Origin of the sequence: Streptomyces sp. NBC_00510, from assembly GCA_036013505.1 — a bacterium.
Lineage (GTDB): Bacteria > Actinomycetota > Actinomycetes > Streptomycetales > Streptomycetaceae > Actinacidiphila.
Window position 1 is genome coordinate 3,824,083 of the sequence record CP107851.1, and the last position, 24,946, is coordinate 3,849,028.

Genomic DNA, 24,946 nt, shown 5'->3' on the forward strand with positions numbered 1-24,946 from the left:
TCTGATGCCCCTGGTGTTCCCCGAGCCGTGTTCGCTCTGAGCGATCGGCCGCGGCGCAGGGTGCGCGCCTCCTCCGCCGCGCCCGAGAACCGTTCGCGGCGTCGGCGGCGATAGAGGGGCGTGAGACTCTTCCGCCCCATGAGCCACGAGCCGCCCGGGGACGACGCGCTGATGCGCGCGATCGCCCGGGGCGACACCCAGGCCCTCGCAGACCTGTACGACCGCCATTCCGGATGGCTGCACGCCCGGCTCACGCGGCGCTGCCCGGACCCGGAGACCGTCCGGGAGGTGCTGCAGGACACCTTCATGGCGGCCTGGCGCTCGGCGGGCACCTACGGCGGCGGAGCCGCGGGCGGCTGGTTGTGGGTGATCGCCGCCCGGCGGCTGGCGGACGCCCGCCGCGCCGCGGTGCGGGCCGGCACCCGCGACCTCCTGGCCGCGGAGGAGCCCGGCACCACCCCCTCCGCCGAGGAGCACGTCCTCGCCGGGCTGGAGTACGGCGACGTGGGCGCCGCGCTCGACCGGATCTCCCCCGAACTGCGGGCCGTCCTGCGGGCGACCGTGATCGACGGCCTCACCACGCGGGAGGCCGCGCGCCTGCTCGGGATACCCGAAGGCACCGTCAAGACCCGGGCCTCGCGGGCGCGCCGCGAACTGCGCGCCGCCCTCGCCGCCCTCGGCACCGCAGGAGGAGCCGCATGCTGACCCCCGCCCGGGGACGCCTCGCGTGGCGCACCCCCGGAACCCCGCAGGCTGACCGGACCGGCTGGCACGTGCCGGACGGCACGGCCGCCGCCTACGCCGACGGCACGCTCGCCGACTCCGCCGCCTGGTCGGTGGACAAGCACCTGGAGTCCTGTGCGGCCTGCGCCGCCCGGATCTCCTCGCTGGCCAGGGCGGGCGGGGGCGGAGCGGTCCTCTGCGAGGTCCGGGACGCCGTGCTCACCGCGGCCACGGGCACCGCGCCCCGGCCGGCCCCGCCCCTCGCGCGGGCGGCCGGGGCCCGTCCCTGGCACGCCGCCGTCCGCCCCGCGCGCACGCTGCGTCCGGCCTGGGTGGCGTCGGTGCTGCTGACGCTGGCGGTGGCCGTGGCCCTGACGCGGCTGGGCGGGGCGCCGCAGGGACGCCCCTGGCTTCTGGTGCTCGCCCCGGCGCTGCCGCCGGTGGGCGTGGCCCTCGCGTACGGGAGGTACGGCGACCCGGCCCACGAACTGGCCGCGTCGACGCCGTCGGGGGGGCTGCGGCTGCTGCTGACGCGCACCGCAGCCGTGCTGGCGGTGTGCGTGCCGCTGCTGACCGCCGCCGGAGGCGTCCTGGCGGGCACGGGCGCCGCGGTGGCGTGGCTGCTGCCGGGGCTCGTGCTGACCGGGGCCACGCTCGCGCTGGGCAGCTGGACCGGCTGCCACCGGGCCGCCGCCGTGGTGACGGCCGGCTGGCTGTGCGCCGTCGTCCTCTGCGGGCTCCCGCCCGGGTCCGCGCCCCTGCTGCTCTCCCCCGCCGCGCAGCCCGCCTGGGCCGCGGCCGGCGCCGCCTGCGCCCTTCTCCTGACCCTTCGCCGTACCGCTTTCGACCACCTGGAGCGCCCATGACGACCGAGCCGACCGTCTCCCTCGACGGTCTGACCGTGAGACATCGCCGGACCACCGCCCTGGACGCCCTCGACCTGCGCGTCGGGCGCGGGGTCCACGGGCTGCTCGGCCCCAACGGCGCCGGGAAGACCTCGCTGATCCGGGTACTGGCCACCGTGGCCGGGTACCGGTCGGGCCGCCTGGAGCTGCTGGGCCACGACCCGGCGACCCAGGCAGGGCGCACCGCGATCCGGCGGCGCCTGGGCTACCTGCCGCAGGAGTTCGGCTACTACCCGGGCTTCACGGTGCGCGAGTTCGTGGCGTACGTGGCCTGGCTGAAGGAGATGCCCAAGGCCGCGGTGCCGGCGGCCGTCGACCGTGCGATGGAGCGGGTCGGCGTCGCCGAGCGCGCCGACGTGAGGATCAGGACCCTGTCCGGCGGCATGGTGCGCCGGGTCGGCATCGCCCAGGCCATCGTCAACGACCCCGACCTGCTGCTGCTCGACGAGCCGACCGCCGGTCTCGACCCGGAACAGCGGGTGGAGTTCCGCGCCCTGCTCAGGGAAGTGGGCACCACGGCGACCGTGCTGGTCTCCACCCATCTCGTCGAGGACGTGGCCACCGCCTGCACGGACGTGACGCTGCTCGACGGCGGACGGGTCGCCTTCCGCGGCACCGCGGCGGAGCTCGCCGCGGCCGGGGACGACGACGCGGCCGGGGACAGCCCGATCGAACGCGGCTACACGGCGGCGCTGCGCCGTCACCGCGGCGCGGCCTCCGGCGTCCGGGAGGCCGCCGTATGAGCGCCCCGGGCACCCTGGCCACCGCTCCCCAGGCGCCTCCCGCCGCGCCCCGTGTCCACCGTGTCCACCGCACCGAGCTGCTGCGCGGCTTCGGGGCGTGGACGGGGGCCGCCGTGGCCGGCGGCGTCCTCATCGCCGTACTGGCCAGGCGGTACTCGCTGGGGGACGACTGGGCGGTGCTCCACGGCGCGCTGCGCGAGGCCGGCCTGCTCCTCGGCGGTCCGCTCGCCCTCGCCGCCGGCTGCTGGCAGGGCGGCCGCGAACGGCGGCGCGGCACCGGCGACCTGCTCGCCTCGGCCGCGCGGCCGCCGCTGCGCAGGGCGCTGGTCGCGGCCCTGCCGTCGATGGCCTGGCCGGTGCTGGGCTATCTGACGGCGGTCGGCGTGTGCCTGGCGCTGGTCCTGCCGTACGCGTCCTACGGGCACCCCGCGTGGGACCGGCCGGCCGCGGACGCGGTGGCGCTCGGGGCTCTGGGCGCACTCGGCTTCGCGGCAGGGCGGGCACTGCCCTGGCGCTTCGCGGCACCGCTGCTCGCGGTCGCCGGGTATCTGTTGCTCGGCATCGGCGCCTACGGCGAGTCGGGCGCCACGGTACTCAGCCCCGCGTACGCCGGCCCCTCCGGTGACGCCCCGGTGTGGTGGGCCGCCCCTCTCGCGGCGGTGTGGTTCGCCGGAGCGGCCGCCGCCGCGCTGCTGGCCGGTCACGCCAGACGGCGGGTGCTCGCCGTCCTGCCGCTGGTCGTCGCCGTCGCGGCCGCGTCCGTCCTGTACCGGAGCGGCGCCGACCTGTGGCGGCCCGACCCCGCCGCGTCCGCGCTCGTCTGCGACCAGGGCACCCCCTCGGTGTGCGTCCGCGCGGCGCACGGCTCGGCCCTGCCCGCGGTGCGCGCGGTGGTGGACCGCGTCGACGCCCTGCTGGACGGCGCCCCGGGGGCGCCCGTCCGGTACCGCGAGGGGGGATCTCCGGAGACGGCGCCGCCCGGGGAGGTCCGGTTCCAGCTGTACGGCGGCGTCTTCCAGGGCCGCCTCGGCGACGACGGCATGCTCTACCGGGACTTCGTGTACGCGGTCTCCTCCTCGGCCGGATGCGAGAGGGCCCAAGCCGGTGCGCGCGCCTACGCCAACGAGTACGCCGCCCAGGAGTGGCTGCGCCTCGGGGGTCCCCTCTTCGCCGCCGACCCGGCCGAGGCGCGCCTCGCACGGTCGGGGGCGCAGCGCCTGCGCGCCATGACGGCCGCCGACCGCCGCGCCTGGTTCGGCCGCTACCTGGCCGGCGTCCGGGCCTGCGACGTCGGCGGAGTCCCCGCACCGTGACCCCCACCGGACCCGTCGAGGAGCCCTCACGATGACGCCAGCCCTTCTGCCCCTCTATGTCCGCTCACGCGGTCTGCCCGGCGCCGCCGTCGCGCTGGCCGTCCTCTTCGCCGCCTCCCGCTGGGGCGCGGACTGGCTGGTCGGCCGGCCGTTCTTCGACACCGGCGCCCGCGTCCCGGTGGTCGTCCTCGCCCCGGTCCTCGCGGCGGCCGTCACCGGGGTCTCGCTCCACACCCACTCCGGGGAAGTGGACCGTGGCGCCCCGCTGCCCTGGTGGCGGTGGCGGGCCGTGCACCTGCTCGCCCTCACCGGGCCGGCGGTGCTCTGGCTGGGCGCGGCGGTCCCCGGGGATCCGGACCGCTTCGGTGCCCCGACGATGGTCCGGGGCGTCCTCGGCTTCACCGGTCTCGCGGCCGCGGGCGCCGCCGTCCTGGGGGCCCGGCTGAGCTGGCTGCCGCCCGTGCTCTACGGCGGCAGCGTCTACATGGCGGCTCCCCGCACTCCGGGCGGGGCGGCCGCGGTGTGGGCCTGGTCGATGCAGCCGGGCGCCCAGCCCGCGGCCTGGGCGACCGCCGCCGTCCTCTTCGCGGGCGGCGCCGCCCTGGTGGCCGTGCGGGGACCGGCGGCCCCGGGCGGCTGCGGGTAAAAAACCCGTCCGGCCCGGAGGGTCGGCTCATTACGCTGGGTCCATGGACGCGAACGAAGAGGAACGGCCCGTCACGCTCGACCGTCGTGACGGGCCGTACGGGGAGGTCGCGCTCCGGCGCAGCGGCGGGCGCTACGAGATCATCGCCAACGGCACCTTCCTGATGGACACCTCCGACGGCCGCTCGGAACGGCTGCTGGTCGACGCGGCGCTGGACGCCCTCCCGGCGGACCGGGCGGAGCTGTCGGTGCTGATCGGCGGCCTCGGGGTGGGCTTCTCGCTCGCGCGGGCGGCGGCCGAGCCGCGCTGGGCGCGGATCGCGGTGGCCGAACGGGAGCGGGCGGTGATCGACTGGCATCACGCGGGCCCGCTGGCGGACTTCTCCGAGCACGCGCTGGAGAACCCGCGGGTGAGCGTCGTCGAGGGCGATCTGGTGGCGTACGTGCGGGAGGCGGACGTGACGTACGACGCGCTGTGCCTGGACATCGACAACGGCCCCGACTGGACGGTCACCGAGGGCAACGGGGGGCTGTACGGACCGGAGGGTCTGGCGGCCTGCAGGGAGCGGCTCGAACCCGGCGGCGTACTGGCGGTATGGTCTGCGCAGCCGTCCGCCGCGTTCGACGACGCCTTGAGGTCGGCGCAGTTCACGCAGGTCCGGACCATCGAGATCCCGGTGAATCGGGGCGTTCCGGATGTCGTGCACCTGGCAATCAAACCCGCATAGCCGCGTCACCGTCCCGCCCCGTACGCTGCTGCGCAACGCAAACGACCATGGGGGACCCCACATGGACAGCACACAGCCGACGACCGCCGACGCCGCAGCGGTGGCGGCCACCCCCGGCGCGCAGCGCCGCGTGCTGGTGGTGGAGGACGACGCGACGATCGCCGACGCCATCGCGGTACGCCTGCGGGCCGAGGGCTTCCAGGTCCGCACCGCGGGCGACGGCCCCGCCGCCGTGGAGACCGCCGCCTCCTGGCAGCCCGACCTCCTCGTCCTCGACGTCATGCTCCCCGGGTACGACGGCCTGGAGGTCTGCCGCCGCGTGCAGGCCTCGCGGCCGGTCCCGGTGCTGATGCTGACCGCCCGCGACGACGAGACCGACATGCTCGTCGGGCTCGGCGTGGGCGCCGACGACTACATGACCAAGCCCTTCTCGCTGCGCGAGCTGGTCGCCCGGGTGCACGTGCTGCTGCGCCGCGTGGAGCGCGCCACGATCGCCGCCCGCGACCCGCGCGGCGCCAACATGCAGCTCGGCGACCTGGAGATCGACAACGCCCAGCGCCGGGTCCGGGTCCGGGGCGCCGACGTGCACCTCACCCCGACCGAGTTCGACCTGCTGGTCTGCCTGGCCCAGCAGCCGCGCGCGGTGCTCTCCCGGGAGCAGCTGCTCGCCGAGGTCTGGGACTGGGCGGACGCCTCCGGCACCCGCACCGTCGACAGCCACGTCAAGGCGCTGCGGCGGAAGATCGGCGCGGAGCGCATCCGTACCGTGCACGGCGTCGGCTACGCGCTCGAGACGCCCACGCCGTGAGCCCCTACAGCGCGCCGCGCCCGCCGAAGCTGCGGGAACGTGTCTGGGCCGCGCTGAGGCCGTACGACCCCTTCCGGTCGATCAAGGCGGCGCTGCAGTACCTGGTGCTCGCCTCCGTGCTGATCACCACGGGCCTGATCTTCGTGGCGATGCACTCCGCGACCGAGATCCGGATCATCACGATCTTCTCGATCATCGCCTCGCTGCTGATCTCGCAGCTGGTGGCGCACGGGCTGACCGCGCCGCTGCGCGAGATGACCTCGGCCGCCGGCGCCATGGTGCGCGGCGACTACAGCCGGCGGGTCACCGCGGTGCGCCGCGACGAGGTCGGCGAACTGGCCGAGACCTTCAACCGGATGGCCGCCGACCTGGAGGCCGTCGACCAGCACCGCAAGGAGCTGGTGGCGAATGTCTCACATGAGCTGCGCACCCCGATCGCGGCGCTCCGCGCGGTCCTGGAGAACGTCGTCGACGGGGTCTCCGAGGCCGACACGGAGACGATGCGCACCGCGCTGCAGCAGGCGGAGCGGCTGAGCCTGCTCGTCGCCCACCTGCTGGACCTCTCCCGCCTGGACAACGGCATCGTGCCGCTGGACGCCAAGCGCTTCGAGGTCTGGCCGTACCTGTCGGCCGTGATCAAGACGGCCGGCCTCGGTCTGAAGGACGCCAGGGCGCACGGCGGCCGGGCGCGCAAGGACGTCCACCTCCACCTGGACGTCTCACCGCCGGAGCTGACCGCGTACGCGGACGCGGAGCGGCTGCACCAGGTGGTCGCCAACCTGATCGACAACGCCGTCAAGCACAGCCCGCCCAGCGGCCGGGTCACCGTGCGCGCCCGGCGCGGCACCGGTCCGGGCAGCCTCGACCTGGAGGTCCTGGACGAGGGCCCCGGGATACCCGAGGCCGAGCGCACCCGTGTCTTCGAGCGGTTCAACCGCGGCACCGCGGGACCGGGCGACGGCGGCACGGGGCTGGGACTGGCGATCGCCCGCTGGGCGGTGGACCTCCACGGCGGACGCATCGCGGTGGCCGAGTCCCCCCGCGGCTGCCGGATCCGCGTCACCCTCCCGGGGTCCGCGACGGCGTCGGCTTGACGCTCCTGCCAGGGCAGACGTTGCCAGAGGCAACCGGACCAGTCGATTCAGGACCCCATTCCCGCCAAACTCCGCCCCGAAACCGCCTTTCCGATGTGACTTAGGCGACGACTGGCCTCCCCGCCTGCAGGAAACGCTCAGGTAGGCGTAGCCTTTATTTCCGCTGTCCATCACCTTGTGAAGCGGAAGAGGGCGGTTGCCGCCGTGTCGCCACACCCCAGTAGCTCGAGCGTCCCGACCGAAACCGATGGGCAGGGCCAGGGCCCTGCCGCGGGCTTCGGGCCTAACGAGTGGCTTGTCGATGAGATCTACCAGCAGTACCTCCAGGACCCGAACTCGGTGGACCGAGCCTGGTGGGACTTCTTCGCCGATTACAAGCCGGGAGCGGATACGGGTTCCGCAGTCGCCTCGGGCCAGCCTCAGGCGGCCCCCGCAGCGCCTCCGGCCGCTCCGGCCGCGCCGGCCCCGGCACCCGTGACGCCCGCCGCCGCACCGGCCCCGGTCGCCCAGGCCCCGGCCCCCGCGCCGGCCGCTCCGGCTCCGGTCGCCCCGGCCCCCGTGAAGCCCGCCGTCGAGAAGCCCACTCCGGCGCAGCCGCAGCCGGCGGCCAAGGCCGCCCCGGCCACCGAGGCGGCCCAGGGACCCGAGTACGTGACGCTGCGCGGCCCGTCCGCGGCCGTGGCGAAGAACATGCACGCCTCGCTGGAGCTGCCCACGGCCACGTCCGTGCGCGCCGTCCCGGTGAAGCTGCTGTTCGACAACCGCATCGTCATCAACAACCACCTCAAGCGCGCCCGTGGCGGCAAGGTCTCCTTCACGCACATCATCGGCTACGCCATGGTGCAGGCGCTGAAGATCATGCCCGCGATGAACTGGTCGTTCGCGGAGAAGGACGGCAAGCCGACGCTGGTCAAGCCCGACCACGTCAACCTGGGCCTCGCCATCGACCTGGTCAAGCCCAACGGCGACCGCCAGCTGGTCGTCGCGGCCATCAAGAAGGCCGAGACCCTCAACTTCTTCGAGTTCTGGCAGGCCTACGAGGACATCGTCCGCCGCGCCCGCATCGGCAAGCTGACGATGGACGACTTCTCCGGCGTCACCGTCTCGCTCACCAACCCCGGCGGCATCGGCACCGTCCACTCGGTGCCGCGCCTGATGCCCGGCCAGTCGGTGATCCTCGGCGTCGGCTCCATGGACTACCCCGCCGAGTTCCAGGGCACCTCGCAGGACACCCTGAACAAGCTGGGCATCTCCAAGGTCATGACCCTGACCAGCACCTACGACCACCGGGTCATCCAGGGTGCGGCGTCGGGCGAGTTCCTGCGCATCATGAACCAGCTCCTGCTGGGCGAGAACAACTTCTTCGACGACATCTTCAAGGCGCTGCGCATCCCCTACGAGCCGGTCCGCTGGCTCAAGGACATCGACGCCAGCCACGACGACGACGTCACCAAGGCCGCCCGCGTCTTCGAGCTGATCCACTCCTACCGGGTCCGCGGCCACGTCATGGCCGACACCGACCCGCTGGAGTACAAGCAGCGCAAGCACCCCGACCTCGACATCACCGAGCACGGCCTCACCCTGTGGGACCTGGAGCGCGACTTCGCCGTCGGCGGCTTCGCCGGCAAGTCGCTGATGAAGCTGCGCGACATCCTCGGTGTGCTGCGCGACTCGTACTGCCGCACCGTCGGCATCGAGTTCATGCACATCCAGGACCCGCTGCAGCGCAAGTGGATCCAGGACCGCGTCGAGCGCCCGCACACCAAGCCCGAGCGCGACGAGCAGCTGCGCATCCTGCGCCGCCTCAACGCGGCGGAGGCCTTCGAGACCTTCCTGCAGACGAAGTACGTCGGCCAGAAGCGCTTCTCCCTGGAGGGCGGCGAGTCCGTCATCCCGCTGCTCGACGCCGTCATCGACGCCGCCGCCGAATCGCGGCTGGACGAGGTCGTCATCGGCATGGCCCACCGCGGCCGGCTGAACGTGCTGGCCAACATCGTCGGCAAGTCGTACGCCCAGATCTTCCGCGAGTTCGAGGGCAACCTCGACCCGAAGTCGATGCACGGCTCCGGCGACGTGAAGTACCACCTGGGCGCCCAGGGCACCTTCACCGGCCTGGACGGCGAGCAGATCACCGTCTCGCTGGCCGCGAACCCCTCGCACCTGGAGGCGGTCGACCCGATCGTCGAGGGCATCGCCCGTGCCAAGCAGGACGTCATCGGCAAGGGCGGCACGGACTTCACCGTCATGCCGGTCGTCCTCCACGGCGACGCGGCCTTCGCCGGCCAGGGCGTCGTCGCCGAGACCCTGAACATGTCGCAGCTGCGCGGCTACCGCACCGGCGGCACCGTGCACGTGGTGATCAACAACCAGGTCGGCTTCACCGCCGCCCCGGAGTCCTCGCGCTCGTCGATGTACAGCACCGACGTCGCGCGCATGATCGAGGCGCCGATCTTCCACGTGAACGGCGACGACCCGGAGGCCGTGGTCCGCGTCGCGCGGCTCGCCTTCGAGTTCCGCCAGGCGTTCAACAAGGACGTCGTCATCGACCTCATCTGCTACCGCCGCCGCGGTCACAACGAGGCCGACAACCCGTCCTTCACCCAGCCGCTGATGTACGACCTGATCGACAAGAAGCGCTCGGTGCGCAAGCTCTACACCGAGTCCCTCATCGGTCGCGGCGACATCACCCTGGAAGAGGCCGAGCAGGTCCTGCAGGACTACCAGGGCCAGCTGGAGAAGGTCTTCACCGAGGTCCGCGAGGCGACCGCGCCGGCCGCCCCGCAGGAGGAGGAGAACCAGGCCACCGGCCCTGAGTTCCCCGTCCCGGCGGACACCGCGATCAGCCAGGAGACCGTCAAGCGGATCGCGGCCTCCCAGGTCAACATCCCGGAGCGGATCACCGTCCACCCGCGTCTGATGCCGCAGCTGCAGCGCCGCGCGGCCATGGTCGAGGACGACACCATCGACTGGGCCATGGGCGAGACCCTCGCCATCGGCTCCCTGCTGATGGAGGGCACCCCGGTCCGGCTCGCCGGCCAGGACTCCCGCCGCGGCACCTTCGGCCAGCGGCACGCCGTCCTGGTCGACCGGGAGACCGGCGAGGACTACACCCCGCTGCTCTACCTCGCCGAGGACCAGGCGCGCTACAACGTCTACGACTCGCTGCTCAGCGAGTACGCGGCGATGGGCTTCGAGTACGGCTACTCGCTGGCCCGCCCGGACGCGCTGGTCGCCTGGGAGGCCCAGTTCGGCGACTTCGTCAACGGCGCCCAGACCGTCGTCGACGAGTTCATCTCCTCCGCCGAGCAGAAGTGGGGCCAGACCTCCGGCGTCACCCTCCTGCTGCCGCACGGCTACGAGGGCCAGGGCCCGGACCACTCCTCCGCCCGCATCGAGCGCTTCCTGCAGCTGTGCGCGCAGAACAACATGACGGTCGCGGTCCCGACCACCCCGGCGAACTACTTCCACCTCCTGCGGTGGCAGGTCCACAACCCGCACCACAAGCCGCTCATCGTCTTCACCCCGAAGTCGATGCTGCGCCTGAAGGCGGCGACCTCGAAGACGGAGGAGTTCACCTCCGGCCAGTTCCAGCCGGTCATCGGCGACGGCACCGTCAAGCCCGAGGACGTCCGCAAGGTCGTCTTCTGCTCCGGCAAGGTCTACTACGACCTCGTCGCCGAGCGTGAGAAGCGTGGTGCCTTCGACACCGCCCTCATCCGCATCGAGCGTCTCTACCCGCTGCCGGGCCTGGAGATCCAGGCCGCCCTGGCCCCGTTCACCAAGGCCCAGAAGTACGTCTGGGCCCAGGACGAGCCGGCCAACCAGGGTGCCTGGCCGTTCATCGCCCTCAACCTGATCGACCACCTCGACCTGGTGCTCGGCGCCGCGCCCGACAACGCCGACCGGCTGCGTCGTGTGTCGCGTCCGTCCTCCTCGTCGCCGGCGGTCGGTTCCGCCAAGCGGCACCAGCAGGAGCAGGAGCAGCTGGTGCACGAGGTCTTCGAGCTCTGAGGCCCGTAGTCCCCGGTACGACGCGCAGGGGCCCCGCACTCCTCGAGTGCGGGGCCCCTGCGCGTACGCCGGCCGGCGGGAGGGGGAGCCCCGGCCCGGGCGGCGGGAGTACCTATCCTGGCCTGGTACGTCATCCTTCGACCCTGATCCGGAGCACCCCTTGTACTTCACCGACCGCGGCATCGAGGAGCTGGAGAACCGGCGCGGCCAGGAGGAGGTCACCTTCGAGTGGCTCGCCGAGCGGCTGCGGGAGTTCGTCGACCTCAACCCCGAGTTCGAGATCCCGGTGGAGCGGCTGGCGACGTGGCTGGCCCGGCTGGACGACGACGAGGACGAGTAGCCGCGAGCGGCGGGACCGGCGGGCTCAGGTGCGGAAGGCGCCGAACCGGACCCCGTCGCCGCAGACGCTGAAGACCGCCGGGGTGCCGTCGGCCGTGGTGACCTCGACCGTACGGGCCACGTCGTCGGGGAGCGCGACCTGCACGCGGGAGGCCTGGACGGGGCAGACCTCGCGCGCCGAGGGGGTCCCCTCGAAGTTGAGGTCGGTGTAGCGGACGTCGGCGACGGCCGTGGTGCCCCCACGGAGCTCCACGGCCTCGGTGCCGGCGGCGGAGTTGTCCGCCTTGACGGGGGCGGCCTTGCCCTGGTCGTCCCTCGCGGTGAGGGTCGTGGCCCCGGTCAGCCTGCAGGGGGCGCCCGAGGTGTTGGCGACCTCGACCCGGGCGACCGCGGGCTGCGAGGCGGTCGCGTGGACGGTGGCGGCCAGGAAGCGTACGGCGGTCGTGCCGGCCGTGCAGGCGCTCACCCGGGCGTTCGCGGGGCTCACCTCGGCGGCGGGCCCACCGGTCTCGGTACGGGTGCCGCAGGCGGCCAGGGCGAGGCCCGTCAGGAGCAGGACGGTCGCGGCGGTGGCGGTTCGAGGGCCCATGAGGGATGAGCACATCACCCGGGGCCCGTACGGCCGCTCGCGGCGCGCACGGCGCCGCGTCCCGCGGGGAAGACCTCACCCGTTCGCCGCGCGACCAGCCGTACCCGGGCGCCGTTCCGCCGCGAACCGCCACCAGGGCGCGCACGGCGCTCCCTTGACTTCCGATCCACGCGATATATCGTGTCTACCGGAGAGACGCGATATGTTGCGTTGTCGGCGTTGCCCCGGCGTGCCCGGGTGACCCCAAGGAGGGGCGAAATGAGCGGAACCCCCGGCTCACGGGAGTGGACGGTCACCGAGCCGCACAAGATGGTCTTCGACGGAAACGTCGACACCCTTCACGTCCGGATCGTCAACGGTGCCGTCAACGTGGTCGGCGTCGACGAGGGCCCGGCCCGGCTGGAGGTGAGCGAGCTCGACGGCCCCCCGCTGATCGTGTCGCACGAGGGCGGCACGCTCACCGTCACCTACGAGGACCTGCCCTGGAAGGGCCTGCTCAAGTGGCTCGACCGCAAGGGCTGGCGGCGGCACGCCGTCGTCTCGCTCGCGGTCCCGCAGCGCACCAGCGTGTCGGTGGGGGTCGTCGGGGCGAACGCCGTGATCTCGGGGATCTCGGACCGCACCGCCGTACGGGGCGTCAACGGCGACATCACGCTGGTCGGCCAGGCCGGCCCGGTGACCGCCGAGACGGTCGCGGGGAACGTGGAGGCCCAGGCGGTCTCCGGCGACCTGCGGGTCAACACCGTCTCGGGCGACCTGACCGTGGTCGAGGGCAGCGGCGCCGCCGTCAAGGCCGACTCGGTCAGCGGCAACATGGTGCTCGACCTGGACCCGCGCAGCGGCGCGGACGTCCGCCTGACCTCGGTCTCCGGGGAGATCGCGATCCGCATCCCGGAGCCCGGGGACGCCGAGGTGGACGCCAACACCACCAGCGGCGACGTCTCCTGCGCCTTTGACGAGCTGCGGGTCAGCGGGCAGTGGGGCGCCAAGCGGATCTCCGGCCGGATGGGGTCCGGCGGCTCCCGGCTGAAGGCCACCACGGTGTCGGGCGCGATCGCGCTGCTGCGCCGCCCGCCCCAGGAGGACCACGGACCCGCGGACGCCGATCCGTTCCGGAAGGACGTCTGAGATGGCCCCCGTCTTCGCCCACGGCCGGCTCCGCCTCTACCTGCTCAAGCTGCTGGACGAGGCCCCCCGTCACGGCTACGAGGTGATCCGGCTGCTGGAGGAACGCTTCCACGGCCTGTACGCCCCCTCCGCCGGCACCGTCTACCCGCGGCTGGCCAAGCTGGAGAAGGAGGGCCTGGTCACCCACTCCACGGAGGGCGGCCGCAAGGTGTACTCGATCACCGACGCGGGCCGCGCGGAACTCGCCTCCCGCAGCGACGAGATCGCCGACCTGGAGAACGAGATCCGCGACTCCGTCTCCACGCTCGCCGCCGAGATCCGCGAGGACGTCCGCGGCGCCGCGGGCGACCTGCGCCGCGAGATCCGGGCGGCCGCCCAGCAGGCGGCGCACACCCAGCAGAAGTCCTCCCCGGCGGACTGGAAGGAGCAGATGCGCCGCTCCAAGGAGGAGATCCGGCAGGCCCGCGAGGAGGCCCGCACCGCCAAGCGCGCCGCCAGGGAGGCCCAGGACGCCGCACGGGACGAGGTGCAGCGCATCGCGCGCCGCGTCCAGGAGGAGGTCCAGGACCACGTCCGGCGCGGCGACTGGCAGACCGGCGTCCGCGAGGGGCTGGCGGAACTCACCCGGGAGCTCGGCCAGTTCGGCCGCGCCTCCACCCCCTGGCCGCCGTATGTGAAGCCCGAGCCCGCCGAGGCGCCCGAGTGGGGCGCGGAGGACGCCGCCGTGACCGAGGACCCTGCCCGCGACCTGGAGCGCCTGCTGGACCGCTTCCGCGACGACGTCCGCGACGCCGCCCGCGACAACGGCGTGGACGCCGAGCAGTTGCGCGAGGTCCGCCGCCATCTGTCCACCGCGGCCGCCCACATCGGCGTCGTGCTGCGCGGCAAGCACAAGGGCCGGGACTAGCCGCAGCGCCCGGACGGGGTCCTCCCCGATACGTCCGGGCCCCGTCGGCGGGGCGGAAGTCCGGACACGAGCGGGGCCCGGAACTGAGGACGTAGGGAGTTCCCCGATGCCGCGGCCCCCGCCCGCTGGCAGGCTCTCCCATGCGACGGCACCGGCTCCGGCCGGGCGCCGTCGGGTACGCGGAGGCCGGCCCGGGGGAGCCGTGCCCGCGGCCCGGCGGTGGCCCGGCCGGTCGACTGCCCGGTGGCCACGGTGCCGCGGGCCGGGAGGGGACATGCCCGTTCTTGACGCGTTCGCATGGCCCGGAGCGCCGCTGGTCCCGTCCACGCCCCAGGCGGAGGCCGAGGGGCTACCGCAGTCCGCGGAGGGTCGGATCCCGCAGGCCACGACGGGGCCGGCCTGCCGGACGCGGCGGGGAGCGGGACCGCCACGGGCGGGGCGCCGTGGACCGGGGTGCCCGAGGCGGCGGGAAGCCCGGTGACCCCATGACGACGGCCGTCCCGCGCGGTGCGGGGCGGAGTTCTTGCCCGTTCGGACGGAGGCGGTGACCGTGACCCCCAGGAACGCCCATGAACGCCGGGGAACCCGGGGCGGCACCCAGGGCAGCACCAGGAGGGGCGAACGAGAGACCGTCCCCGCCGAAACCGGCTCGGGCACGCTCCGCGGGACCGTCGTCCGGCTCGTCGGCATGGTCGCCGGAAGCCTCAGGGGGGCGGCAGCCGAGGCACCCGAGGTCGTCGACCTCGACCGGCCGCCCCGCTCCCGCGCCGAAGTCGCCATGCGCAGGCCCGACGTGGAGGAATCCCCCCGGGGCAGGCGCGCAGTGCGAACGGCGGCTCCCCCGACGCTCCCCCGGCCGGACGCACCCGCCGGGACCCATGTCCCCCTGCCCGACGGCATACGCCTGACGGCGTGGGCAACCGGCGAGGGGCACGGTGTCACGCTGATCATCCGCAATCCCCACCCGGCCCGTTCCCTGGCCGGGGCCGCGTGGAGGTCCGCCTTCACCGCGGACGGGTCCGCGTCCCCGGTGCTCCGCATCACCGTCCACGGGGTGCCGTACGCCTGGGAGCCGTCCGCCGAGAGGGGCGCCTTCCCCGAAGACGTCGAACTGTCGTGCCGCGTGCAGGGCGAAGGCCCCGTCCCGGGGCTCCCGGAAGCCGGGCAGCCGGTGGAGGTCACGCTGCGGGAGGGCCGACCGCCGGTCACCAAGACGCTGTGGACACCGCTGCGCTGACCACCCGGAGCCTGCTCACCGCACCATGCCGGCCGTCGCCAGCGTACGGGCGAGGTCGGAGCGCGACCGGATGCCGAGCTTGCGGTACACCCGCGTGAGGTGCGCCTCCACGGTCTTGCGGGACAGGAACAGGGTCGAGGCGGTCTCCAGGTTGCTGAGCCCGCCGGCAACGGCGCGGGCTATCTGGAGTTCCTGGGCGGTCAGCAGGTCGGCGAGGGAGACCTGCGCCCGCTGCGGCGCGACGCGGTGTCCGGCCGCCGCCAGTTCGGCCTCCGCCCTCGCGGCCCAGGGACGGGCGCCCAGCGCGCTGAAGGTGGTGTGGGCCGCGAGCAGCGGGACGCGCGCCTCCGCGGGGCGACGCAACCGCCGCATCACCTCCCCGTGCACCAGAGCCGTCCGCGCCTGGTCGAAGGGCATCTCCCGGCGCGCGTGCGCTCGGTCCGCCGCGGCGAACAGCCGTACCGCCTCGTCGGCGTCGGTCGCCAGCAGACCGCGGCAGCGTGCCGTCGCCGCCTCGGGCCAGGCCAGGCCGGTGGCCCGGGCCCGCTCGTCGAGCCAGTCGGCCAGTCCGGCCGCCCGGTCGCGGTTCCCGCCGCGGACGTGCGCCTCCGCCAGGTCGGCCACGAAGGTCAGCATGTTGGGATTGCCCAGCCCGCAGTCCTCGGCGAGCGCGAAGGCCCGCTCCAGATGGCGGACGCAGTCGTCCGGATCGCCCGCGGTGAGTGCGGCCGAGCCGAGGGCCCCGAGGGCCAGGACTTCCAGGCCGTGCGTCACCGGCCAGCCGTTCCGCTCCCGATAGGCCGCGATGTGCCGCTCGCAGCCCTGGCGGTCGCCGCGGCGTCCGTCGATACGGGCGAGCAGGATGGCGGCATAGCTGCCCGTGGTGACCTGGCCCAGCTCGCGTGCCCAGCGGACGGCCTCGACGGCGTCGGCCCTCGCCGCCGCCCAGTTCCGCCAGCTCTCGGCCTCGCACCGGCCGGCCAGGGCGTAGGCGAGCAGTCCGAGCGAGGCGCCGCGCCGGATCCGCTCGACGACCTCGCCGAGCAGGGAGGCCGCGGCGGCGTCCTCGTCGGCCCAGGAGAGTGCCTCGCCTATCTGCACCGTCAGTTGCTGCAGCTCGGGGGTGACGGCCTCGGGAAGGGCCGCCCGCTCGCGCAGCAGCAGTTCCCTGCCTTCCCGCACCTGGCCGGCCAGCGCCATGGTGGCACCGAGCAGGGCGCCGCCCAGTCGTGGCCGCCGTCCCGGTGCGCCGTGCCCGTCACCGCCGGTTCCGGAGGGGGCCGTCCCCGCCGTCCCCGCCGTCCCCGCCGTCCCCGCGGTGAACTCGGCGCAGCGCCGGGCGAGATCGAGCGCGAGATCGGTCCGCCCGGACATGGCGGTGGGCAAGGTGGCCGCGCCGTAGAGCACACCGGCGCGGTGCGGGTCGACGGCGCGGACGCTCTCGGCGGCCGACACCAGGACGCGGTGCGCGCGCCCGGGATCGCCCAGCCAGGCGTGCGCCTGTCCGCGGACCAGGTCGATGTCCGCGGTGAGGCGGAGGTCCGGACTCCACCGCAGCGCCTCCTCGCACCAGTGGACGGTCTTGCGCGCGGCGCCGCTGTGGAAACCGTCGACCGCCGCGTTGAGCAGGCGCACCGCCCGGTCGGACGGCGCCGGAGACAGCTCGGCGGCCCGGTACCAGGTCTCCGCCGCGCTGCCCGGTGCACCACGCCGCCTCGCCTGTTCGGCCGCGTCCGCCAGTGCCCTGGCCACCTGTTCGTCGGGCCCCGTGGCCGCCGCCGCGAGATACCAGGCCCGCAGCTCGGGAGGCGCGCAGTCGGCCAGGACCCGGTACACCCGCAGCCGTCGCGCCGGCGGGCATCCGTGCAGCACCAGCCCCCGCAGCACCGGATGCCGCAGCCGGTACCCGGATCCCGGTTCGAGGACGACGAGGCCGGCGGCCTCGGCCGGCTGCAGCGCTGCCGTCGACAGGCCCACCGAGGCCAGCACCGTCTCGAAGACGGTGCCGTCCCCCGAGCGGCTCGCCGCCAGGTAGGTCAGCGCCTCCCGGGCGGCCGGGGGCAGTGCCCGCAGGGGTCCCCGCCAGGCGCGTTCGACCAGCGGGCGGGGGCTGGACCAGGCGTCGGCCATGGGGTCCTCTCCCTCGTCCGCCGACGGGTCCGGAGCGTGCCTCCTGTCCCGCAGCAACGCGGCGTACTCGACCAGTACGAGGGGATTCCCGAGACTCAGCTCCACGAGCCGGGCCACGGCGGCGTCCTCCGGATCGAGCCCCATGCCCAGGAGCAGCTCCGCACAGGCGGCGCCGTCCAGGCCGGCCAGTGCCAGCCCGGGCACGCCCGCCCAGCCCGTCTCCGGTTCGGCGCCGTGCCGGGTCGCCATGGCCAGCAGCACGCGCTCCCGCTCCAGCCGGCGGGCCACGAACTGCAGCACGTGCCGGGAGGACGAGTCCGCCCACTGCAGATCGTCCACCAGGACGAGCAGCGGTTCGGCGTCCCCGGCCGCGGCCAGGACGCCGAGGGCACCCGAGCACACCGCGTACAGGGTGGGCTCCGCCGGCTCCGACAGCGCCAGGCAGCCCTCGAGCGCGCGCCGCTGCGGCGGCGGCAGCTCCGCGAAGTGTGCGCGCAGCGGGAGCAGGACGTCGGCGAGTACGGAGTACGGAAGCACCGCCTCGGACTCCACGCCGCGCGCCCGCAGGACCCGCCCTCCGTGACCGCGCGCCGCGTAGGCCAGCAACTCGCTCTTGCCGACCCCCGGTTCGCCGGTCAGCAGGATCGCCCCGCCCCGTTCCGGGACCCCGGCCACCCGGCGGTCCAGCTCCGCGCGCTCCCTCTCCCGGCCGAACAGCCGGATTCCGCCGGGTGCGTCATCCGCACCGGTCCCCCCGGCACTCCCGGTCCCCACCACGTTCTCCGTGTCCATCGCCCCACCCCGAAGTCTCCGGCCACCACGTCGCGGACCAGATTGCCGCAGTCCATGTGATGCCGCAGCCACCGGGGAGGTGGGCACCGGGTGGGGGACGAGCCGCTCGCCGCCGCCCCGCCCGGCGCGGCCGGGCGCGTGCGTCTCCAGCGGCGCCTGCCCGACGCACCGTCACCGCCGCCTGGTGGAGGGGCGTGGAACCGCGTGCGCCCCATGGCACCGCGGGCGCACGCGGGGTGATCCGCCGGCGAAGATCGCGTTGCCGGCCCTGGTGTGCGGTGACGATCGGGGACGTCCTGGGCGGCGCCGTGCCGGTGTGCCTGCCGGCGCACGTACTGCTCTCCCGGCGTTCCCAACGGCCTTGGGTCCGGGGCCCGCTGAGGCCCCCGGACCGCGCGCCGGGCCTCAGACCGTCAGGACGACCTTCCCGAACAGGTCCCCGCCCGCCATCTTCTCGAAGCCCTCGCGGGCCCGGTCCAGCGGCAGCACGGTGTCGACGACCGGGCGCACCCCGGTGACGGCGCAGAAGCTCAGCAGGTCCTCCAGCTCGTCCTTGGTGCCCATGGTCGAGCCGACGACCTTGAGTTCCAGGAAGAAGATCCGGTTGAGCTCGGCGCTCTTCGGGTTGGGCCCGGAGGTCGCGCCGGAGATCACCAGCGTGCCGCCGGGGCGCAGCGACTTGACCGAGTGGGACCAGGTCGCGGCGCCGACGGTCTCGATGACCGCGTCCACGCGCTGCGGCAGCCGGGCGCCCGGCTCGAAGGCGGCGTCGGCGCCGAGGTCCTCGGCGCGCCCCCGCTTGGCCTCGTCGCGGCTGGTGGCGAAGACCCGCAGGCCCGCGGCCTTGGCCAGCACGATGGCGGCGGTGGCGACGCCGCCGCCCGCACCCTGGACCAGGACGGAGTCACCGGGGCGCACACCCGCGTTGGTGAAGAGCATCCGGTACGCGGTCAGCCAGGCCGTGGGCAGGCAGGCGGCCTCCTCGAAGGAGAGCTCCTTCGGCTTGGGCAGCAGGTTCCAGGTGGGCACGGAGACCTTCTCGGCGAAGGTGCCCTGGTACTTCTCGGTGAGGATGCTGCGCGGCTCGTCGGGGCCCACCCCGTGCCCGCTCAGGCCGACGACGGGGTAGACGACGACTTCGTTGCCGTGCTCGTCGATCCCGGCGGCGTCACAGCCGAGGATCATCGGCAGGCTCTCCTCGCCGAGCCCCACCCCGCGCAGCGACCACAGGTCGTGGTGGTTCAGGGAGGCGGCCTTGACGGTGACGGTGCTCCAGCCGGGCCGTGCCTCCGGCTCGGGGCGCTCCCCGAGTTCGAGGCCGCTCAGCGGCTGGTCACGGTCGATTCGGGCGGCGTAGGCAGCGAACATGACCTTGACGCTAGCGCCGCGCGGTGCCCCGGCGTAACCGCACGGGGATGTGACACGCGCCGCGCGGCGCGGTGCCCCCGACCGGCGGGCACCGCGCCGCACGGCGACGTGGTCTGCGGGCGTACGGCGCGCTCAGCGCCGGGCGACGCCCTCGGCGCGGGCGGCCGCGGCCACGGCGGCGGAGACCGCGGGGGCCACGCGCTCGTCGAACGGCGAGGGGATCACGCAGTCGGCGGACAGTTCGCCGTCCACGACGGCGGCCAGCGCCTCGGCGGCGGCGATCTTCATGCCCTCGGTGATCCGGGAGGCCCGCACCTGCAGCGCGCCCGCGAAGATGCCGGGGAAGGCGAGCACGTTGTTGATCTGGTTCGGGAAGTCGCTGCGCCCGGTGGCGACGACGGCCGCGTACTTGTGCGCCACCTCGGGGTGGATCTCCGGCGTGGGGTTGGCCATCGCGAAGATGAAGCAGCCCTTCGCCATGGTGGCGACGGCCTCCTCCGCCACGGTGCCGCCGGAGACGCCGATGAAGACGTCCGCGCCCGCGAGCGCCTCCTCCAGGGTCCCGGTGAGCCCGGCCCGGTTGGTGTACGTGGCGAGTTCGCGCTTGGCGGAGTTCAGGTCCTCGCGGCCCGCGTGCACCACGCCCTTGCGGTCGGTGACGGCGACGTCCCCGATGCCGGCCTCGACGAGGATCTTGGCGATGGCGACGCCCGCGGCACCGGCCCCGGAGATCACCGCGCGCAGCTCGCCCAGCGCGCGGCCGGTCAGCCGGGTGGCGTTGCGGAGCGCGGCGAGCGTGACGACGGCCGTGCCGTGCTGGTCGTCGTGGAAGACCGGGATGTCCAGGCGCTCCTGCAGCTTGCGCTCGATCTCGAAGCAGCGGGGGGCGGAGATGTCCTCCAGGTTCACCCCGCCGAAGGAGGGTGCGAGGCGCACGACGGTGTCGACGATCTCGTCCACGTCGGTGGTGGCGAGCGCGATCGGGACCGCGTCCACGCCGCCGAACTGCTTGAAGAGGATCGCCTTGCCCTCCATCACCGGCAGGGACGCCTCCGGGCCGATGTCGCCGAGGCCCAGCACCGCCGTACCGTCCGTGACCACGGCCACGACCTGGGACTTCCACGTGTAGTCGTGGACCAGCTCGGGCTGCTCGGCGATGGCGGTGCACACGCGGGCGACGCCCGGTGTGTAGGCGAGCGACAGGTCGTCGGCGTTCCGCACCGGGACGGTGGCGGTCACCTCCATCTTGCCGCCGCGGTGGAGGGCGAAGACCGGGTCCACGGGGCTTTCCGGGCCGTCGCCGTCGGTGCTCTCCGCGTGTTCGGTCCTGTCGGTGCTGTCCGTGCCGTCGGTGCGAGGATTGACAATCTCCGCTGCCACTGTTGACCCCTTTGTCCGAATTGTCTATGAGGGTACTACCCCCTACAACAGGGGATAGGTGGGATCGGCTTCCGTACACCCGGACTCGAGTGGTCCCGGGCGCGACGGAGGCCAGGCGCGCCGCACGCACGCCGAGGGGCCCCCGGTGAGGGGTAAGGGTCTGTTGTACCGGAAGGCGGTTTCCGCTGACGAGTCTGTGCGCCGCACCACGGTGTCGCACATCGGGAACTTCTGCGCACAACGCAACAAGTCGTCCGAATAGCGGGACAAGGAAAGTGATGCACGCAACTTCGCAGCACGGCCCCACCGCGGTCCGGCCTTGGTGTACCGGCCTGGTGGGGGTCAGGGGATCGCCCGTTATGCGATTTTGACACATCCGGGCCCCCATGAGGACGTGTCCGGATGGCAAGATGCGGAGATCACACGTGAACGCGACATCCGAACGTGTGTACCCGGAGATCGGCTGCTCCCAGGATTCCCGCAGGAGGAACCACCAATGACCGCACGTACCACCCGTCGCTCGACCGTGACGAGCCGCTTCGCCGCGGTCGGAGCGATCGCGGTCGCCGGTGCCCTCGTCCTCACCGGTTGCGGCGACCAGACGGACAAGGGCGGCTCCTCGTCCGCGTCGAGCGACGCGTCCAAGGCGCCGCTCTTCGACAAGCTGCCGAAGTCGGTGCAGTCGGCGGGCGTGCTCAAGGTCGGCTCGGACATCGCGTACCCGCCGGTGGAGTTCGTCAAGGACGGCAAGAACGTCGGCATCGACCCGGACCTGGCCGACGCCATGGCCAAGCAGCTCGGCGTGAAGGTCGAGTTCAACAACGGCACCTTCGACACCCTGCTGACCGGTCTGCGCGCCAAGCGCTACGACATGGTGATGTCGGCGATGAGCGACACCAAGGACCGCCAGGAGGGTGTCGACTCCTCCACGGGCAAGAAGGTCGGCGAGGGCGTCGACTTCGTGGACTACTTCACCGCGGGCTCCTCGGTCATCGTGAAGAAGGGCAACCCGGAGGGCATCACGTCCCTCGCGGACCTGTGCGGCAAGAAGGTCGCCGTGCAGCGCGGCACCACCTCCCAGGACCTGCTCAAGGCCCAGAAGTGCGACAAGCCGATGTCGATCGAGCCCTTCGACACCGACACCGAGGCGCAGACCCGCCTGAAGGCCGGCGGCGTCGTCGCCGACGTCTCCGACTTCCCGGTCGCCGCGTACGCCGTGAAGACCTCCGGCGGCGGCAACGACTTCGAGCTCGCCGGCGAGCAGGTCGAGGCCGGCCCGTACGGCATCGCGGTCTCCAAGAGCAACACCGAGCTGCGCGACGCGCTGCAGGCCGCGCTGACCGCCGTCATCAAGGACGGCTCCTACACCAAGGTCCTGGAGAAGTGGGGCGTCACCGACGGCGCCGTCACCGAGGCCAAGATCAACGGCGGCTCCTGAGTCACGACAGCAAGAGGCTTCCCTCCATGTCCGAAGCGAATGACAAGGTCCCGGCCGGCACCCCGGCCGGGACCCCGCCCGCCGCGGCCTCCCGCCCGGAGGCCATCAAGGCGATCCCCGTACGCCACTACGGCCGCTGGATCTCGGCGATCCTGGTGCTCGCCGTGCTGGGGCTGCTGGTCAACGCGTTCGCCAACGCGAACGTGAACTACGGGGCGATCCCGGACTTCCTGTTCGACTCCGCGGTCCTCAAGGGCCTGCGGAACACGGTCATCATCACCGTGGTCTCGATGGCGCTGGGCCTGATCCTGGGCATCGTGCTCGCGGTGATGCGGCTGTCGAAGAACCCCGTGACCTCCTCGGTGGCCTGGGGCTACATCTGGTTCTTCCGCGGCACCCCGGTCTACGTCCAGCTGCTCATCTGGTTCAACCTGGCGCTGATCTTCCCGGTCATCAATCTCGGCTTCTACAAGGACGAGATGAACCAGTTCATGACCCCCTTCATGGCCGCGCTGCTCGGCCTGGGTCTGAACGAGGCCGCGTACATGTCCGAGATCGTGCGGGCCGGCATCCAGTCCGTCGACGAGGGGCAGACCGAGGCGTCGCACGCGCTGGGCATGACCCAGGGCCAGAACCTGCGCCGTGTGGTGCTGCCGCAGGCGATGCGGGTGATCGTCCCGCCGACCGGCAACGAGTTCATCAACATGCTGAAGACCTCGTCGCTGGCCGCGCAGGCCGCCCAGTACGCCGAACTGCTGCGCTCCACCACCGACATCGGCAACACCACCGGCGCCACCGTGGAGATGCTCTTCCTCGCCGCGGTCTGGTACCTGGTCCTCACCTCGGTGTTCTCGGTCGGCCAGTACTACCTGGAGCGCCGTTACGCCCGCGGGACGACCCGCAACCTGCCGCCCACCCCGTGGCAGCGGGTCAGGGCCAACCTGGGCACCTTCCGCCGCCCGGAGGTGGCACGATGACCGACTTCAGCAAGGGCACCGGCGCCCACCCGATGGTCAAGGCCGAGGCGGTGCACAAGCACTTCGGCCTGGCCCACATCCTCAAGGGCATCGACCTGGAGGTCGCCCCGCGTGAGGTGTTCTGCCTGATCGGCCCGTCGGGCTCGGGCAAGTCCACCTTCCTGCGGTGCATCAACCACCTGGAGAAGATCAGCGGCGGCCGGCTCTCGGTCGACGGCGAGCTGGTCGGCTACCGGCAGAAGGGCGACAAGCTCTACGAGCTCAAGGACCGCGAGGTCGCCGCCAAGCGCCGCGACATCGGCATGGTCTTCCAGCGCTTCAACCTCTTCCCCCACATGACCGCGATCGAGAACGTGATCGAGGCCCCGGTGCGGGTGAAGAAGGAGGCCAAGGCCGTCGCCCGCGAGCGCGCGCTGGCCCTGCTGGACCGGGTCGGCCTGCGAGACAAGGCCGGGCACTACCCCGCCCAGCTCTCCGGTGGTCAGCAGCAGCGGGTGGCCATCGCCCGCGCGCTGGCGATGGAGCCGAAGCTGATGCTCTTCGACGAGCCCACCTCCGCGCTCGACCCGGAGCTGGTCGGCGACGTCCTGGACGTCATGCGGGGCCTCGCCGAGGACGGCATGACGATGATCGTGGTCACCCACGAGATGGGCTTCGCCCGCGAGGTCGGCGACGCCCTGGTCTTCATGGACGACGGCGTCGTCGTCGAGTCCGGCCACCCGCGCGACGTGCTCACCAACCCGCAGCACGACCGCACCAAGGCCTTCCTCTCCAAGGTCCTCTGACCGGACGTGCGTGAGGGGCGGCGCCGTCCGGCGCCGCCCCTCACGCGTTCCCCCGCGGCGGGGTACGGATCACTTCAGCCCGAGGACGATCGCATCCGACACCGAACGCCAGACCTCCCGGGCCTCGCCGAAGCCGGCCTCCCGCAGGGCCGCGGCGTGCCAGGCCGGGGGCAGCTCGTCCCCGTCGGCGTGGGAACCGTAGATCACGAACCGCTCCTCGGTGGGACCGGCCAGCACGGGGTCGGCCTTGGCGGTGGCCCACCACTGCTCCCAGTCCAGCACGCCCTCCGCCCTCCGCCGCTCGCGGCGGGCCCGGTCCAGCTCGCGCACGACCGCGTTGAGCCGCGGCGTCGAGGGGTCGGGCATGTGGTCGGCGTTGAGGAACACCCCGCCGTCGCGCAGCAGGCCGGCCAGCGTCCCGTACAGGGCCTTCAGCGGCCCGGGCTTCAGCCAGTGCAGGGCGGTCGCGGTGAGCACGGCGTCGTAGGTGTCGTACTGCAGGGCCTGCGGCCAGCGCGGGTCGCGCAGATCGGCGGTGACGAACTCGATCCTGCGCTCGCCGGCGAAGTGGCCGCGGGCGATCGTCAGCAGCGCCGGGTCGAGGTCCACGCCGGTCGACACGGCGTCCGGGAAGCGCCGCAGCAGCCGGTCGGAGATGCTGCCGGTGCCGCAGGCCAGGTCCAGCACCCGGGGCGCGGGGCCGACCAGCGCCTCCACCATGTCGAGCATGACTCGGAACCGTTCCTCGCGGTCCGGCAGGTACCACTCCTGCTGCCGGTCCCAGCTGTCCTGCCAGGCCTGCCAGTCGGCCACCGCCGCAGTGGTGTCGGACATACGGTTCCCCTCCAGTCGTAATACCCTTAGAGCAAGAGCAGTCATTACCGACCTTAGAGCGCACGCGTAAGG

Annotated in this window: 21 protein-coding genes; 16 read left to right on the forward strand and 5 right to left on the reverse strand. The window is 73.4% G+C overall.

What is annotated here, in order from left to right:
• Positions 1 to 138 precede the first annotated feature (138 nt).
• From OG937_16775 to OG937_16820, 10 genes are all read left to right on the forward strand, one after another.
• On the forward strand, positions 139 to 705 hold the full coding sequence (locus tag OG937_16775) for an RNA polymerase sigma factor (GenBank protein WUD73225.1): 567 nt from the start codon (positions 139 to 141) through the stop codon (positions 703 to 705).
• Positions 699 to 1,589, forward strand: coding sequence for a zf-HC2 domain-containing protein (locus OG937_16780; GenBank protein ID WUD73226.1), 891 nt, complete (start codon positions 699 to 701; stop codon positions 1,587 to 1,589). The genes OG937_16775 and OG937_16780 overlap by 7 nt, the downstream gene beginning before the upstream one ends.
• Positions 1,586 to 2,371 (forward strand): ABC transporter ATP-binding protein, encoded by a 786-nt coding sequence (locus OG937_16785; GenBank protein WUD73227.1) that lies wholly within the window; start codon positions 1,586 to 1,588, stop codon positions 2,369 to 2,371. The genes OG937_16780 and OG937_16785 overlap by 4 nt, the downstream gene beginning before the upstream one ends.
• On the forward strand, positions 2,368 to 3,684 hold the full coding sequence (locus tag OG937_16790; protein ID WUD73228.1) for a hypothetical protein: 1,317 nt from the start codon (positions 2,368 to 2,370) through the stop codon (positions 3,682 to 3,684). Before OG937_16785 ends, OG937_16790 begins: the two co-directional genes overlap by 4 nt.
• Before the next feature lie 31 nt (positions 3,685 to 3,715).
• Positions 3,716 to 4,330: a hypothetical protein gene (locus tag OG937_16795; protein WUD73229.1), complete on the forward strand. Its 615-nt coding sequence runs from the start codon at positions 3,716 to 3,718 to the stop codon at positions 4,328 to 4,330.
• A gap of 43 nt (positions 4,331 to 4,373) precedes the next feature.
• Entirely contained in the window at positions 4,374 to 5,057 is a 684-nt protein-coding gene (locus OG937_16800) for a spermidine synthase (GenBank protein ID WUD73230.1), read from the forward strand.
• A gap of 61 nt (positions 5,058 to 5,118) precedes the next feature.
• Positions 5,119 to 5,865, forward strand: a complete 747-nt coding sequence (locus OG937_16805; protein ID WUD73231.1) for a response regulator transcription factor — start codon at positions 5,119 to 5,121, stop codon at positions 5,863 to 5,865.
• Positions 5,862 to 6,959 (forward strand): ATP-binding protein, encoded by a 1,098-nt coding sequence (locus tag OG937_16810; GenBank protein ID WUD73232.1) that lies wholly within the window; start codon positions 5,862 to 5,864, stop codon positions 6,957 to 6,959. Before OG937_16805 ends, OG937_16810 begins: the two co-directional genes overlap by 4 nt.
• A 204-nt stretch (positions 6,960 to 7,163) precedes the next feature.
• On the forward strand, positions 7,164 to 10,970 hold the full coding sequence (locus OG937_16815) for a multifunctional oxoglutarate decarboxylase/oxoglutarate dehydrogenase thiamine pyrophosphate-binding subunit/dihydrolipoyllysine-residue succinyltransferase subunit (protein ID WUD73233.1): 3,807 nt from the start codon (positions 7,164 to 7,166) through the stop codon (positions 10,968 to 10,970).
• Positions 10,971 to 11,130: 160 nt separating this feature from the next.
• A complete protein-coding gene (locus OG937_16820) occupies positions 11,131 to 11,310 on the forward strand; it encodes a DUF6104 family protein (GenBank protein WUD73234.1) in 180 nt (59 codons plus the stop codon).
• A gap of 24 nt (positions 11,311 to 11,334) precedes the next feature.
• Here the strand turns inward: OG937_16820 and OG937_16825 are convergent, their stop codons facing one another.
• Entirely contained in the window at positions 11,335 to 11,898 is a 564-nt protein-coding gene (locus OG937_16825; GenBank protein ID WUD73235.1) for a DUF4232 domain-containing protein, read from the reverse strand.
• Positions 11,899 to 12,156: 258 nt separating this feature from the next.
• Here OG937_16825 and OG937_16830 point away from each other — a divergent pair, with 258 nt between their 5' ends.
• From OG937_16830 to OG937_16840, 3 genes are all read left to right on the forward strand, one after another.
• Positions 12,157 to 13,026 (forward strand): DUF4097 domain-containing protein, encoded by an 870-nt coding sequence (locus OG937_16830; GenBank protein ID WUD73236.1) that lies wholly within the window; start codon positions 12,157 to 12,159, stop codon positions 13,024 to 13,026.
• 1 nt (position 13,027) lies between these two features.
• Positions 13,028 to 13,933, forward strand: a complete 906-nt coding sequence (locus tag OG937_16835; GenBank protein ID WUD73237.1) for a helix-turn-helix transcriptional regulator — start codon at positions 13,028 to 13,030, stop codon at positions 13,931 to 13,933.
• Between the two features lie 550 nt (positions 13,934 to 14,483).
• Entirely contained in the window at positions 14,484 to 15,170 is a 687-nt protein-coding gene (locus OG937_16840; protein WUD73238.1) for a hypothetical protein, read from the forward strand.
• A gap of 15 nt (positions 15,171 to 15,185) precedes the next feature.
• Here the strand turns inward: OG937_16840 and OG937_16845 are convergent, their stop codons facing one another.
• The 3 genes from OG937_16845 to OG937_16855 all read right to left on the reverse strand — a co-directional run bounded on the left by OG937_16845 (position 15,186) and on the right by OG937_16855 (position 20,840).
• Positions 15,186 to 18,092, reverse strand: a complete 2,907-nt coding sequence (locus OG937_16845) for an AAA family ATPase (protein ID WUD73239.1) — start codon at positions 18,090 to 18,092, stop codon at positions 15,186 to 15,188.
• A gap of 405 nt (positions 18,093 to 18,497) precedes the next feature.
• The gene (locus OG937_16850; GenBank protein ID WUD73240.1) at positions 18,498 to 19,460 is read right to left on the reverse strand and encodes a zinc-binding dehydrogenase; all 963 of its coding nucleotides are present in this window, start codon (positions 19,458 to 19,460) and stop codon (positions 18,498 to 18,500) included.
• A 132-nt stretch (positions 19,461 to 19,592) separates the two neighbouring features.
• A complete protein-coding gene (locus OG937_16855; GenBank protein ID WUD73241.1) occupies positions 19,593 to 20,840 on the reverse strand; it encodes an NADP-dependent malic enzyme in 1,248 nt (415 codons plus the stop codon).
• 496 nt (positions 20,841 to 21,336) lie between these two features.
• Between OG937_16855 and OG937_16860 the strand changes: the two genes are divergently transcribed.
• Genes OG937_16860 through OG937_16870 form a run of 3 tightly spaced genes read left to right on the forward strand, consistent with a single transcriptional unit; the run spans position 21,337 to position 24,040 of the window.
• Positions 21,337 to 22,278, forward strand: a complete 942-nt coding sequence (locus OG937_16860; GenBank protein WUD73242.1) for an ABC transporter substrate-binding protein — start codon at positions 21,337 to 21,339, stop codon at positions 22,276 to 22,278.
• A 26-nt stretch (positions 22,279 to 22,304) separates the two neighbouring features.
• Entirely contained in the window at positions 22,305 to 23,255 is a 951-nt protein-coding gene (locus OG937_16865) for an amino acid ABC transporter permease (GenBank protein WUD73243.1), read from the forward strand.
• Between the two features lie 32 nt (positions 23,256 to 23,287).
• Positions 23,288 to 24,040, forward strand: a complete 753-nt coding sequence (locus OG937_16870) for an amino acid ABC transporter ATP-binding protein (GenBank protein WUD78772.1) — start codon at positions 23,288 to 23,290, stop codon at positions 24,038 to 24,040.
• 69 nt (positions 24,041 to 24,109) lie between these two features.
• Here OG937_16870 and OG937_16875 read toward each other — a convergent pair whose 3' ends face one another.
• Positions 24,110 to 24,874, reverse strand: coding sequence for a class I SAM-dependent methyltransferase (locus OG937_16875; GenBank protein WUD73244.1), 765 nt, complete (start codon positions 24,872 to 24,874; stop codon positions 24,110 to 24,112).
• Positions 24,875 to 24,946: the final 72 nt, after the last annotated feature.

Coding starts and splice junctions, on each gene's coding strand:
- OG937_16790 (WUD73228.1), top strand. CDS start 2,368: ATGAGCGCCCCGGGCACCCTGGCCACCGCTCCCCAGGCGCCTCCCGCC.
- OG937_16800 (WUD73230.1), top strand. CDS start 4,374: ATGGACGCGAACGAAGAGGAACGGCCCGTCACGCTCGACCGTCGTGAC.
- OG937_16860 (WUD73242.1), top strand. CDS start 21,337: ATGACCGCACGTACCACCCGTCGCTCGACCGTGACGAGCCGCTTCGCC.
- OG937_16805 (WUD73231.1), top strand. CDS start 5,119: ATGGACAGCACACAGCCGACGACCGCCGACGCCGCAGCGGTGGCGGCC.
- OG937_16875 (WUD73244.1), bottom strand. CDS start 24,874: ATGTCCGACACCACTGCGGCGGTGGCCGACTGGCAGGCCTGGCAGGAC.
- OG937_16780 (WUD73226.1), top strand. CDS start 699: ATGCTGACCCCCGCCCGGGGACGCCTCGCGTGGCGCACCCCCGGAACC.
- OG937_16825 (WUD73235.1), bottom strand. CDS start 11,898: ATGGGCCCTCGAACCGCCACCGCCGCGACCGTCCTGCTCCTGACGGGC.
- OG937_16850 (WUD73240.1), bottom strand. CDS start 19,460: ATGTTCGCTGCCTACGCCGCCCGAATCGACCGTGACCAGCCGCTGAGC.
- OG937_16845 (WUD73239.1), bottom strand. CDS start 18,092: ATGGACACGGAGAACGTGGTGGGGACCGGGAGTGCCGGGGGGACCGGT.
- OG937_16795 (WUD73229.1), top strand. CDS start 3,716: ATGACGCCAGCCCTTCTGCCCCTCTATGTCCGCTCACGCGGTCTGCCC.
- OG937_16865 (WUD73243.1), top strand. CDS start 22,305: ATGTCCGAAGCGAATGACAAGGTCCCGGCCGGCACCCCGGCCGGGACC.
- OG937_16870 (WUD78772.1), top strand. CDS start 23,288: ATGGTCAAGGCCGAGGCGGTGCACAAGCACTTCGGCCTGGCCCACATC.
- OG937_16785 (WUD73227.1), top strand. CDS start 1,586: ATGACGACCGAGCCGACCGTCTCCCTCGACGGTCTGACCGTGAGACAT.
- OG937_16835 (WUD73237.1), top strand. CDS start 13,028: ATGGCCCCCGTCTTCGCCCACGGCCGGCTCCGCCTCTACCTGCTCAAG.
- OG937_16775 (WUD73225.1), top strand. CDS start 139: ATGAGCCACGAGCCGCCCGGGGACGACGCGCTGATGCGCGCGATCGCC.
- OG937_16830 (WUD73236.1), top strand. CDS start 12,157: ATGAGCGGAACCCCCGGCTCACGGGAGTGGACGGTCACCGAGCCGCAC.